The organism is Steroidobacter sp. (assembly GCF_036402275.1).
Lineage (GTDB): Bacteria > Pseudomonadota > Gammaproteobacteria > Steroidobacterales > Steroidobacteraceae > Steroidobacter.
The window spans coordinates 70,548-83,280 of sequence record NZ_DASWTF010000040.1 but is presented as its reverse complement, the minus strand read 5'-3'; the positions used below and the strand labels follow the sequence as shown (position 1 = coordinate 83,280).

The window sequence follows — 12,733 nt, the reverse complement described above, 5'->3', positions numbered from 1 at the left end:
CTGTCGCGAAACTTGCGGCCGGCGCGGGAGTTGCCCCCGACGCCCAGGAGGTGGTGGGGACTTCTCTCTCCACCACCTCCAGATGCGACCGTTACGGGTCGTGCGTTTCGAAAATTACTCGAAGCGAATTTCGTCAATCGAGACAGTGCCGCTCGCTCCGAACCAAAACGCGAGCGCAAGTTGGCCGGGACTCGTCCGACTGATGCCGTTGCTCACGAGCGGAATGCGGATATCTTGATAGCTGGTAGTAATGACGGGAGCACCACCGGTCGCTAGAACGAACTGGTCGAACCTCTTGTCGACTCCGCCGATGCTGACGTGGAAGTGGCTTTGCTCGTTGCCACTGTTGCCCTTGATTCGGAAAACCAGATACGTCTTCGAGGTCACATCCGTGTAGATGTCGGTTCCGAACCAGCCGGAGTTTGCATACTGGAGGTTCAAAGCACCGGTAGACGCGACGCCTGCTCCACCACCATTGGCGAATCCGTTCGCCCCGGTCCAACTGCCGAGATCGTTCGTAGTGCTGGCAGACCACGCCGGTGTTCCGTCGTAGTCGTCGATTACCAGGCTCGCCGGCGTTGGGTCCGCATCGGTGGTAATCGTCACTGTGTTGCTCGAGTTGGACAGGTTCCCTGCTCCGTCGCGGGCACGCACGGTGTAGCTGTAGCTAGTTGAGGCGGCCAGCCCGCTGTCGATGTACGTCGTTCCGGTGACTGGAGTCACGTTGACCTTAGTTGTGCCACGGTAAACGTCGTAGCCGGCCAAGCCGCTTCCCCCCGTGTCGGTCGAAGCACCCCAATTCAACGAAACGGAACTACTCGTATGACTCGGCGAGGTCAGACTGGGCGGCGTTGTGGGCGGTGTGGTGTCACCTCCCCCGCTACTGGGGACAGTCCATGCGAGCCGGTCAAGGTCCGGTGCCGGGCCCGATGCGTTCGTGAACCGGATCGTGTTGTTTGAGCCTGAGGACAAGTTCACCGTTGCGGTGGTCGTGCCGACAATATTCCACCCGCCAGTGCTCGGCAGACTCAGTGTCTGCACGGCGCCGCCATTGACGCTGATCTGCAATCCACGGATCTCTGCAGTCGAATAGCCGATCGTCAGCGTACTGCTCCCACCCGTGCCGCCGTTGACACCGTTGAACGCCAGCGTGCCAACGCCACTGCCACCGATCCAGCCAACCTTCGACCCGCCTGAACACGACGAACACGAAGCTACGACGGCGCTGCCACCTAGCGTGTTTGCGGAATCTTCCGCTTCCCGGTTCATGTCGCCACCGCCGGTGCCGACAACGACGTTCGTCGCGAGGACGTTCAGGCCGCTCGCGGAGTCCCAGGTACCGGTGTTCGCGAGCCGGATGCTATAGCGAGGGTCGTTGCGCAGGTTCGTTGCCTGGTCGGGCAACCACAGGGCAAGGCGATACGTGCCATTCGGCATCGTCGGCAGAGTGACGGTCTGATTGATCGTCGGACTCTGGCCGGCTTCCCAGCTGCGGGGGTCAACGGACAGTGGAATGTCGAAACGGCCACCCGGACCGTCGAGGACTGCAAACACCGGGCGCGGGTTGATCACAGATGCCCAACCGGAGTTGCTCAGCCCGATATTCAAAGTCATGGCGCCACCCGAACTGACATTTGTCGGGTACGTCGCGGCGGTGAGCCGCAGCCGGTAGCCGAGCTGGCGTTGCATGGTGTCGAAGCAACCTTGGTTGCGGTAGTTCTGGATGACCCCAGGTTCGTAGTCGATATTCAGCTCGGTGAAGTGCATGCCTGGCATTTCCGCGAGCGCGGTCGCGCAGTCGGCACGAGGGCTGCTGACATTGCACGTCTCGCCGCCTACGAAGTGGTTGACGCCAACCTGGCCGATCAGCGCCTTGTCCTGGGCCACTGTGTATGCGGGGTCTCGGGCCCAAGTGCCCCAATCATCCGGATCACTCGCGCCGTAGCAATCCTGGTGGTTTCCGATGCGATCCCTCTCGGCGGCTGTCAGATCGCTGCGAGCAAGCATGAGCCGCACGTCGCTCGGATAGCGCAGCGCGACCTGCTCATCGGATGCCGTCGCGGCCATGATGTTTTTTAGGACGCGAGCCTTGGCGTCGATGTTCGTGTCGAGTCCATTTGTCGAGGTGTGCCATTCGCCCCATGCGCCAATGAACCCCGCCTCGAGGTAGGCGATCACGTCCGCGTTCGCCTGCAGAATCGGCCTGAGCTGGTTGAGGTGGGTCGCGATCCACGCCTCCGACGCGTCCGGCTCGGAGTTGGGGTACGGACCGAAGTTGTACGAGGTTCGAAACACGATCTTCGCCCCGCCCGCCCGGATTCTGCCGAAGGCTGCGGTCAAAGCATTGAGCGTCGCCTGGTCGATGTTTGACGTCCGGAATGCGTCGAGTCGCAGGTAGCTGTGCAACAGCGAGATGCTGTTCGTGCTCCTGGCGGCCGCGATATCGCTATCCGACAAGGCCAAGATGTCGACGCGATGATGAAAACCACGCTCCGGGTTTGCGAAGATCGTCGTGTCGTCTGCTGTATAGGTTACCTCAGCGGCGCGTGCGGTGACCGCGAGCGCTGAGACCACGCTGAGCGCGCAAGCCGCGAGCAACAGCGTCGTTCCGATCTGACTTCTTTTCACTCTATCCCCCGTGGATGGACTGGCAGGTGAGCCTCTGATGTGCCGGCGGTCCCGATCGGCGCTTCGGGCTCTCACAGCGACCCCGTCATTACGTAGACTCGCGAGATGAGGATTTCCGTAATCGTCGAGTCGATTTATTCGACTTGCGGAGCGCAAGCGCATTGGGCATGGAAGCCCATGCCAATCTGTATCTATGATATTTTTATATCGTCAACTTTAGTGTCACGTCGTTCTCACGCGGAGCTCAGGAATTTGAACTCGGTCCATTCGGCGCGAACACGTCCGCTACTTGGCCGCAATTTGACGCTCGGTCTGCTGGACATTCTCGGTCGATCGATCGTCATTGGAAATTACAAACAATCGAGGCTTCCCACCGAGGCCGAGCTGGCCGAGCAGCACGGCGTGAGTCGCTCCGTGACTCGTGAGGCGGTCAAGATGTTGACCGCCAAGGGATTGCTCAGCGCCCGTCCCCGGCAGGGAACGATCGTTCAACCCACCGCCTCTTGGAACCTTTTTGACAGGGACGTGCTGCGGTGGACGCTGGAAAGGAAATATTCCCTCGGGGTGCTGAGACACTTCAACCAGCTGCGCTCAGCGATTGAACCGGAGGCGGCGGCACTCGCGGCAACGTACGCGGATGACGAGCAGATCAAAGCGGTCGGGGAAGGACTCGAGCGGATGATAGCGGCGCAGAAGGGTCTGGATGAGGCCCTCGACTCCGACATCGCATTTCACGTGGCGGTGCTCAACGCGTCAGGAAATCCTTTTTATGCCCAGTTCAGCGATGTCGTGGCCACCGCGCTGCGCAGCTCCATTCCGATCATGAACCGCCTCCATGGGCATTCGGCGAGTGTTACCGACCACGCAGCGGTGCGAGACGCCATAAAACGAAGAAATCCCAACAGCGCTCGTCTTGCGATGAAGAAAGTCATTGCCGAAGTCTTGGAACTCATTGCCACTGCGGAGAAACGCGACAACAAATCGATCAACAGGCGATCACCCCGCAGAATGAGATGATCGCTTGCTCTTTAAACCTGCATTTCTTTTTCCCACCAGCCGCGGGTGTTCACTTTAGCGGCGTCAGCGAGAGCTTCCAGCTCTGCAATGTCGTCGCTGGAGAGCGTCATCTGGGTGGCCCGGACCAGACCATCGATATAGTTGGCTTTGGTGACGCCGATGATTGGCGTCGTGCCTTTGGCGATAGCCCAAGCTGTCGCTACATCGGGCGCTGCTGCACCCTGGCTCTGGCCGATCGAGGCGAGCTTGTCCGTCAGGGCCTTTAGTTGAGGCAGCATGCCATTGTATGTCTCCGCCCGATTGCTGCCTTCCGGCAGCGGGTTCTCCGGACTGTACTTGCCACTGAGGGCGCCCTGTTCAAGCACCATATAGGCGAAGAACGGGATGCCGTGGTTGCGGCAGTAGTCCACGATCCCAGCATCCTCAGAGCTGCGGTAGAGGAGGCTATAGTGGTTTTGGATGGCTTCGACCCGAAACCCGGCTTCGCCCAGGATCCGGTCGGCGAGCTTTATTTGGGTCAGGTTATGATTCGAGACGCCAACATGTTTGACCTTGCCGCTCTTCAGCAACGGGATCAGGTGCGGAGTCCACCGCGCCACATCGGCCGGGTTGTGAATCCAATAGATGTCGATGTAGTCCGTGCCGAGGCGTGCCAGACTCCGCTCCAGCATGTCCGCCACCGGATCATCGCCGGTCCCCGCGGCCTGCGGGGTGAACTTCGTGGAGAGTTGGTAGTCACTGCGGGGGAAGCGCTTCAGGACTTGCCCGAGTACGGTCTCCGACCGGCCCATGCCGTACACAACGGCGGTATCCCATAGGGTGAAGCCAGCCGCATGTGCCGTGTCCGCGATCTTTTCCAGGCCAGCCTGAGTCAGGCTGCTGCCGAAGTAGCCGGCGCCACTCTCGCCGCTGTCGCCCCAAGCCCACGTGCCCAGTGCGACCGTGGCGGGCTTCAGATTATCGATTGTCATATTTGCTCCATATTTGTTCCGCAGCCAGGTTTGCTGCGAGCCAGACGTCGCCGAGACTGTGATGCGCGGTGACCCCGAACGGTTAGCCCGATGCGCCGAGATTTCTGCCTGATCCTCCTGAAGCTGCGGGTTCGCGTTGCCCCGCTTCCGCGCGCGTGCGATGGTCCTGCCCATGGAAACACTGGCGGAAATTGCGACGATAATCGCTGGGCACGTCTCGAAGGATGGCTTCCACGCCACCCCCATTGAACGCGTGACGCTGGTTCGATCCTCCACGGCGACGATGCCGATGCCGAATGTTTACCGGCCGCAACTGTGCCTCGTCGCGCAGGGGCAAAAGGAGGTCACGCTGGGCGAGCGCGTGTTCAGATATGCACCGGGGCGCTATGGGGTCGTGACCCACGACCTGCCGGCGACTGGCCAAGTGGTCGAGGCGACGCCTGACAAGCCTTATCTCTGCCTGTACCTCGATTTCGATCCGGTCATGCTGGGGCAGTTGGCGTTGCGCGTGCCGCCGCCGCCGGGAGCGCCCTCTCCGACCATAGGCAAGACGGTGTCCGACGCCGGCGCCAAGCTGCTCGACGCGGTGCTACGCTTGCTTCGCCTCCTCGACGATCCTGCAGCGCTGCCCGTGCTCGGGCCGAGTGCCGAGCAGGAAATTCTCTATCGCCTGCTCGCCGGTCCGGACGGCGCCAGGATGCGCCACATCACCTCCAGCCACGGCCGGGTGGCACAAGTCGGCCGCGCCATCGCCTGGATCGGGCAGAACTTTCGGGAACGGCTCAGCATCGAGCGGCTTGCCGCGGAAGTAGGCATCAGTCCGTCGAGCCTGCACGCGCATTTTCGCGCCGTGACGGCGATGACGCCGCTGCAATTCCAGAAGCAGCTCAGGCTGCAGGACGCGCGTAGCCTGATGCTGGTCGAGGACATTGACGTCGCAACTGCCGCCTTCCGCGTGGGTTACGAAAGCCCGTCGCAGTTCAGCCGTGAATATCGCCGCCACTTTGGAGATCCGCCGGCGCGCGACATAGCCCGCTTGCGCGCTTCCCCGGGCTTGGCAGTGGTCGCTTGAGATCGGTTACGGATTTTGCCGCCCCGCTAGTCTTTCTATATTAGAGGGGGGACCATTGATGGCGCATCACAAGCGACCCGGACGCGAGCTCACGGCCGTGTCCGTGGCATTCTTAGAAAACGCGTTGAGTTTAAAGAAGTTTCTGACGCGATACGTGTCCAGCCAACGAGATATCGAAGACGTCCTGCAGGAAACCTACCTCCGCGCTTTCGTTTCCGAACAGAGCAAAAGCGTCGCGCAGCCGCAGGCATTCCTCTTTCGGGTAGCCAGGAACATCGCGCTCACGGCGCTGACGCGAAAGTCGCGACAAATCACCGATTACATTGAAGACCTGGCCTCGACCAACGTCGTGGGGACAGACGCCTCGGCGGACGCTCATATGGAAGCGGAAGAAGCGCTGGGGGTCTATTGCCAGGCCGTGGCCACGCTGCCCGAGAAATGCCGAGAGGTGTTCCTGCTCCGAAAAGTGCACGGCCTGTCCCACAAGGAAATCGCGGCACGCATGTCGCTTTCACCGAGCTCCGTCGAAAAGTACTTACAACAAGCGTTACTCACTTGCGGGGATTTCATTCGACACAGCGAAGGCGACGGCCGTGATCGAGACTCGGCGGTTGCAAGGCCGGTCGCCGCCAAGAGGCAGAAATGAAGAACGTCGTCCCCTTTCCCGAGAACCGGGCCGTCGAGACCGAAGCGGCTGCGTGGCTGGTCCGGCTTGACAGCGAAGCACCGCTCAGCGAGAGCGAGCGTCGCGAGCTCGCTGAATGGACGCGTCGTAGCCCTGCTCATTTGGAACAGCTCAGGGAGCACGCCGCTCTCTGGCGCAAGCTGAATGTGTTGACCGAGCTTGGCGTGCCGCTGCGCGATGTCAACCGAGCCGCCGTCGCGAGACCTCGCGCTTCGAGTCGTGCCCGGAAGCTTTCGGCAGTCGTGGCGGCGCTGATCGCGGTCATTGCGATCGGTATCGCCAGTCGCCACCGCATGGGCGCGGCGGTCGACGCATCGGAGCTGTACGCCACCGCCGTCGGCGAGCGGCGAACTGTCACGTTGCCTGACGCGTCCGTCGTGATGCTCAACACCAACACACAGATTCGTGTCGCCTACCAAAAGAGCTACCGCGACATTCGTTTGCTACGAGGCGAAGCCTATTTCACGGTCGCCAAGAATCCCAACAGACCTTTTCGCGTGTACGCAGGTGGAGGCCGGATCGACGCGCTCGGCACAGCGTTTTCGGTCTATCTGAAGCAGGAGGGATCGGTCGACGTCACCGTCACCGAGGGACGGGTTGCCGTCGCCTCGCTCGCGACAGAAGGGAAATCGGTGCCGAATTCGGCGAGCGTCCGCGAGAAAAAACTCGGATCGCTGGTCGCCGGTCAGGTCGCGACCATTCCCAGCGAGACGCAAACCGGATCTCGCCCCATCGACGTACTCGACAACCTGCGCAATGTCGAACTACAAGGCCTGTCACGCAGGATCTCCTGGACCGAAGGGGTGCTCATTTTCTCAGGCGAGCCGCTCGAAGCCGTCGTGAAAGAGATCAATCGCTATTCGACCGTGCATATCGAGTTCTCCGATCCCGCGGTTGGAGCGATCCGGGTCGGCGGACAATTCCCGGTCGGCGAAACCTCCGAAATGTTCAAGGCGCTGGAAACGACATTTGGGCTGCGCGTCACTTATCTATCGGACTCGCACGTCCTGGTGTCCTCCGGAGTCGAATAAATCGTCTCGATGATTACGGAAATCCTCATCTCGCAAGTCTACCTAGTGACGGGGTCACTGTGAGAGCCCAAAGCGCCGATCGGGACCGCCGGCACATCATCGGCAGAGAGAGAAATTCGAGCACGAGTCTGTTTTGTGTCGCGTTGGCGGTCGGCGCTGTTTTCATGGGGTCGTTCGCTACAGCGGCCACGGACGAGCCGCGTTATGACTTCGACATTCCGGCACAGGACCTCGCGCAGGCGTTAGAGCGACTTGCGGAGCAATCCGGCGCGCTGACTTTGTTTCCTTTCGATGTTGCCTCGGCGATCCGAGCAAATCCCATCCGCGGAAGCTACACCCTTCCGCAGGCCCTCGATGAGTTGCTCAAAGGCACGGGACTCTCCGGTGACGTTACCGAAAAACGCGTCATCAACATCAAGCCCAACATCGCGCCACGACGCGAGGGTCAGGGGGAGTCAATGGTCGAGCAGCGCAAGCAAAAGAAATATGGACACTTGCTGGGATGGCTCAGCACGGTCCTGGCAGCTTCCTCAGTGAATGCCCAGAACACGCCGGAAGCTTCCGATCTGGAGGAAGTCGTCGTCACCGGTATCCGTGAATCCTTGCAACGGTCCGCCGAAATCAAGCGCCAATCCGACTACGCGGTCGATGCGATCACGTCCGAAGACATCGGCAAGTTTCCAGACAACAACGTTGCCGAGGCGCTGCAACGCATTCCTGGATTCGCCATCTCGCGAAGCAATGGCGAGGGTCAGCAGGTCACCGTGCGCGGCTTCGGTCCGGAGTTCAACACGGTGCTGTGGAACGGCCGTCGAATCGCGACCGACGCCAATAATCGCGCGTTCAACTTCGATTCCATTCCTTCGGACCTGCTCGGTGGCACCGAGGTCTACAAGACCACCAACGTCGCCCTGCAGGAAGGCGGCATCGGCTCGACCATCAATCTCAAGACCGTCCGCCCGTCGGATCGTCCGGGTTTGAACATGGTCCTGAGCGCCAAGGGACTCCATGACGAGCAATCGGGAGAGCAAACACCAACGGCCTTCGGCTTCATCAGCAACACCTTCAAGGATGGCGCCATCGGCGCGATGCTCGCCGCGGCCTACCAGCAACGCAAGAACATCAACGAGTACGCCGACATCGGCACCTGGATTCCGGAAGACGTGACCGCATCGAATCTGGGAATCTTCGCCGACGGCCAGGGCAACGGCCCGGGCCAATATTTCTTCCCCGCCAAGACGACCAACACTCGAATCGAAGAGGATCGCGAGCGCATCGGTCTCAATGGCACGCTCGAATTCGCGCTCTCCGATGCCGCGACGCTGACGGTCGATGCGATGTACACCAAATTCGATGTCGACACGGCGGGCATGGAGTCGGCCTGGTTCGGCAATCGCGGCGGCGCCATTCAGCCCGGCTCGGTGGTGGTCGACGGCAACAACGTGGTAACCCGTTACAACTTTACCAACGGCCCGGAGTTTCTGAACCTGAGCACCAACCGCGCTACCGAAACGTTCTCGTACGGCGCGAATCTCAGCTGGAATATCACCGACAACCTGCGCAGCAGCCTCGATTTCAGCGCATCGAACGCGAAGGACAACAGCGGCGGCAACGACAGCTATTTCGTGATCCACGGGCCTGACACGATTCTAGGCTACGACAACACCCGAGGTTACGGGTTCCCCATCGCCACCGACGGCGCGGTGCTCCGCTACGATCCGATCATCTTCCCTGCCGGTAGCCCACAGCTCGCCGCAGCTCCGCCGGTAGGCTCGACATGGAATAGAAACAACCTGGCCGGCTATCGCACCTGGTGGACCACCCAGCAAGGCACCGATGTCGAGGACGACATCGTCGAGGCCCGGTTCGACAACGAGCTCGAGTTACAGTTCGGCTGGTTGGACGCCATTCGTTTCGGCGCCGCCTACAGCGACCAGGAGAAAACTCGGCAGGACGTAAACGCCGGCGACGTCGGCTGGAGCAACTATGGAGCCACCGGCATTCCGGTGCCGGCGTCACTGCTGCGCACGGCGAACGATGGCGATTTTCTCGACGGCTCGGGAGCGCCCTTCACCGGCAACTTCGTGACCTTCGACCGGCAGGCTTATCTGAACTATCTGTTGTCGCCGGAAGCGTTGGCGTTGCGCGATCGACTCAACGGACTGGCCCCGGGCACTTCCGCGAACCAGCTGCTACCCCGCGGTTATTCGCCGATCGCGCAACCCGGCTCGGGCTATTCCGTCGAGGAAAAGGTCTGGTCGATCTATGCCGAAATGACTTTGAAGGGCGAGCTGGGCGGCATCCCCACCACCGTCAACATCGGCGCTCGCTATAGCGAGACCGACGAGGCCGCCGATTCGATCCAGCAACAGCTCACGGACATCCTGCTTGCGCCCGGCTCGGGGGGCACGCAGTACAACGCGGTGTACAGCACGGAATTCCTGCCCGTGGTCCAGAGCAGCAAGTACCACAATTTCTTGCCGGCGTTGAATGCCAAGTTCGAGCTCACGCCCGACCTGCTATTGCGTGTTGCTTATTCCAAATCGCTGACTCGCCCGCCGACTGGCTCCTTGAATCCGGTGGTGACCTTCCCCGCCACGTTCCGTCCGGGGTCGCTGAGCGCGAGCGGCGGCAATGCCAACTTGAAGCCGTACGAAGCCGATAACTTCGACGTGTCCCTGGAGTGGTATTTCGACCGCTCAACGTATGTATCGGCAGCGTATTTCCGCAAGAAAGTGGACGGCTTGATCGCCAACTCGGTGGTGCCGGCGCAGTTCACGATTGCCAACACCGACGGCATCGAGACCAGCGAAATCAGCGGCAACACGGCAACCATCACGCTCGCTCAGAACATCAATCTCGGCAATCTCACGGTCGACGGTGTCGAGCTCGCCGCCCAGCATCAGCTCGATTGGGCGCCGGGGCTGTTGCAGAACGTAGGATTCACGGCCGCCGCTACCCTACCCTCGTCCGACGCGGAGTTCGATCGCAGCTCGTTCTCGAACAACAGTGCGTTCCCGGGGTTGTCCAATACCTATAGCGCCTCGACCTACTACGACGACGGCAGATTCGAGGTGCGAGTGTCGTGGTCACGTCGTGATAGCTACTTCGATCAGCTGATCACGGTTACGGAGCCGCAGTTCGTACTGGCCGCCCAGCAGTGGGACGCGCGTGTGGCGTACAACATCACGAACTTCTGCCAGATCTTCGTGAACGGCGTCAACTTGACCGACGAGCCGTTCGAAACGCAAGGCCGTTACGACACGCAACCGCTGCGCTATCAAGAGTCAGGTCCCCGCTACGAGCTTGGCGTACGAGCCAGGTTCTGAATAGTGATAAGAACGAAAACCATGAAAGCTCATCCACGCCTCTCTATGGTCGGCATAGGCAGCTTGGCTTTAGCGACCGTCGGCGCGTGTGCGCAGACCGCTTCGCCGCACGATCCGCTCGCGCCGACGGGCAGGTGGTCCATCGAACAAATCGGCAACGCGCCGACGCCACCCATGGGCTGGAGCAGCTGGAATGCTTTCCGTACCGATATCAACGAGGAGAAAGTTCTCGCGGCCGCCGAAGCGATCAAACGCGAAGGCCTGGCGGACTTGGGCTATCGTTACATCAACATCGACGACGGCTGGTGGCTGAAGCGCAGGCGGAGCGACGGGCGCATGCTGATCCGCACGAATCTGTTTCCGAGCGCCAAAACCAAAGGCAACAAAGATTCCAGTTTCGTGCCCTTCACCGCCAAGATTCACAGCATGGGTTTGAAGGCAGGCATCTACACCGACATTGGCCGCAATGCCTGCTCGCAGGCCTGGGATCTTTCGAGCCCGAATCTGCCCGAGGGCACTACCGAAGAACGAGAAGTCGGAACATTGGGCCATGTTGAAAAGGATATCGCACTCTACTTCGAGGAGTGGGGCTTCGACTACATCAAAGTCGACGCCTGCGGTCTGGCCGATTTCGCAGCCGCGCGCGACATCATCGAGAAACAAAAGTATCGAGCCTTCGAGCCGTACATCGTGAGATCGAAGCCCGCCTCGTCGAACATCGATGGGATCAAGACGCTCTACGCCAACATGAAGGCCGAACTGGTGCGCGTCAATCCGGACAAGGATTTCGTTTATTCCGTTTGCGCCTGGGGCGAAGCCAATTCTCGCAGCTGGGCCAAAGATGTCGGCAACCTATGGCGCACCAGCGGCGACATCACGCCCAGCTGGTCGCGCATGCTCCACGTGTTCGATTCCGCCGTGACACGCGAGCTCTATGCAGGTCCCGGCCGATGGAACGATCCTGACATGCTGTTCATCGGTCACGGCGATTTCGACGAGCGCCATCTGGTTCAGGCCAAGAGTCATTTCGCGCTCTGGTCCATCGTCTCCGCGCCGCTGATCATCGGTTACGACCTGCGCTCGGCGCCGCAATCGCTCATCGATATCTGGGGCGCGAAGGAAATCGTCGCCGTGAATCAAGACCCTGCCGGTAACCAAGGCGTGCTCGCGTACTCCAGCGACGACGTTCAAATCATTGTCAAGACGCTGAGTGCGCACGGCGAGAAAGCCGTGGCACTGTTCAATCGTGGTAGTTTGCCGGCGACCGTGCAGTTGACTGCCGAGCATTTGAAAATGCGATCGGACTCGCCTATCGCCCTTCGCGATCTCTGGGCCGAAAAGGATATGCCCGGCTTTGTCGGAGAGCGATCCTTCGAAATCGCTCCTCACGAGACCGTGATGCTCAAGGCGCGCGGCGAGTCAGTGCTACCCAACGGCCGGTATCTGTCGGAGATGACCGCGAGGATCAATGTGGCGGTCGACGGCATCGCTGTCTTGCAGAATGACCCAACCGTTCATCGTATGCTCGATCCATGGGCCGGAACCCGATCGAGCGGCACGCGCGCCCAATATGCAGGTTGGGGAGCCCCGAGGGCGGATGCAACGCCTTACGATGAGGCGTTGTCGATCGGTGCGACGGAATATCGTTCGGGCATCGGCGCCTTGGCAAACTCGCGTCTCGAAATCAAAGCCGATCGCGCGTTCACTCGATTTTCCGCGGACGTCGGCGTCGACGACAGCAGCCTCGGCCAGTCGGCCGCCGTGACATTCGAGATCCATGGCGACGGCCGGCTGCTGGCCAGATCGAAACCCAAGTCGTTTCGCGATCGCGCCGAACGCATTGAGGCCGACGTCACCAACGTGAATATCGTGGAGATCGTCGCACGTCAATCCGATTCGGATCGCGGGCCTGTGATTGTCACCTGGGGCAACGCTGCGTTGGAAAAGGCTAGCGAGTGAGGCCCGCCGCGCTGGGGAAAGGAATCAGCGGCGCACCGAGC

The 12,733-nt window shown here is 60.8% G+C and carries 8 protein-coding genes; 6 read left to right on the top strand and 2 right to left on the bottom strand.

The annotated features are described in order from the left end of the window. Positions 1-114 precede the first annotated feature (114 nt). Positions 115-2,628: a DUF4832 domain-containing protein gene (locus VGD45_RS25020; RefSeq protein ID WP_331158104.1), complete on the bottom strand. Its 2,514-nt coding sequence runs from the start codon at positions 2,626-2,628 to the stop codon at positions 115-117. Positions 2,629-2,880: 252 nt separating this feature from the next. On the opposite strand from VGD45_RS25020, the gene VGD45_RS25015 reads away from it, so the two are divergent. Continuing rightward, positions 2,881-3,645, top strand: a complete 765-nt coding sequence (locus VGD45_RS25015) for a FadR/GntR family transcriptional regulator (protein WP_331158103.1) — start codon at positions 2,881-2,883, stop codon at positions 3,643-3,645. Between the two features lie 11 nt (positions 3,646-3,656). Here the strand turns inward: VGD45_RS25015 and VGD45_RS25010 are convergent, their stop codons facing one another. Beyond that, positions 3,657-4,616, bottom strand: a complete 960-nt coding sequence (locus VGD45_RS25010; RefSeq protein ID WP_331158102.1) for an aldo/keto reductase — start codon at positions 4,614-4,616, stop codon at positions 3,657-3,659. Positions 4,617-4,788: 172 nt separating this feature from the next. Here VGD45_RS25010 and VGD45_RS25005 point away from each other — a divergent pair, with 172 nt between their 5' ends. From VGD45_RS25005 to VGD45_RS24985, 5 genes are all read left to right on the top strand, one after another. Then, complete coding sequence (locus VGD45_RS25005; RefSeq protein WP_331158101.1) at positions 4,789-5,688, top strand: AraC family transcriptional regulator; 900 nt, start codon at positions 4,789-4,791, stop codon at positions 5,686-5,688. A gap of 97 nt (positions 5,689-5,785) precedes the next feature. After that, positions 5,786-6,334: an RNA polymerase sigma factor gene (locus VGD45_RS25000; protein ID WP_331158100.1), complete on the top strand. Its 549-nt coding sequence runs from the start codon at positions 5,786-5,788 to the stop codon at positions 6,332-6,334. Next, entirely contained in the window at positions 6,331-7,404 is a 1,074-nt protein-coding gene (locus tag VGD45_RS24995) for a FecR family protein (RefSeq protein WP_331158099.1), read from the top strand. The genes VGD45_RS25000 and VGD45_RS24995 overlap by 4 nt, the downstream gene beginning before the upstream one ends. Positions 7,405-7,568: 164 nt before the next feature. Continuing rightward, positions 7,569-10,733 (top strand): TonB-dependent receptor, encoded by a 3,165-nt coding sequence (locus tag VGD45_RS24990; protein WP_331158098.1) that lies wholly within the window; start codon positions 7,569-7,571, stop codon positions 10,731-10,733. 21 nt (positions 10,734-10,754) lie between these two features. After that, positions 10,755-12,692 carry an NPCBM/NEW2 domain-containing protein gene (locus VGD45_RS24985; RefSeq protein ID WP_331158097.1) on the top strand — a complete coding sequence of 646 codons (1,938 nt, stop codon included), beginning with the start codon at positions 10,755-10,757 and terminating at the stop codon, positions 12,690-12,692. The last annotated feature ends 41 nt before the right edge of the window (positions 12,693-12,733 follow it).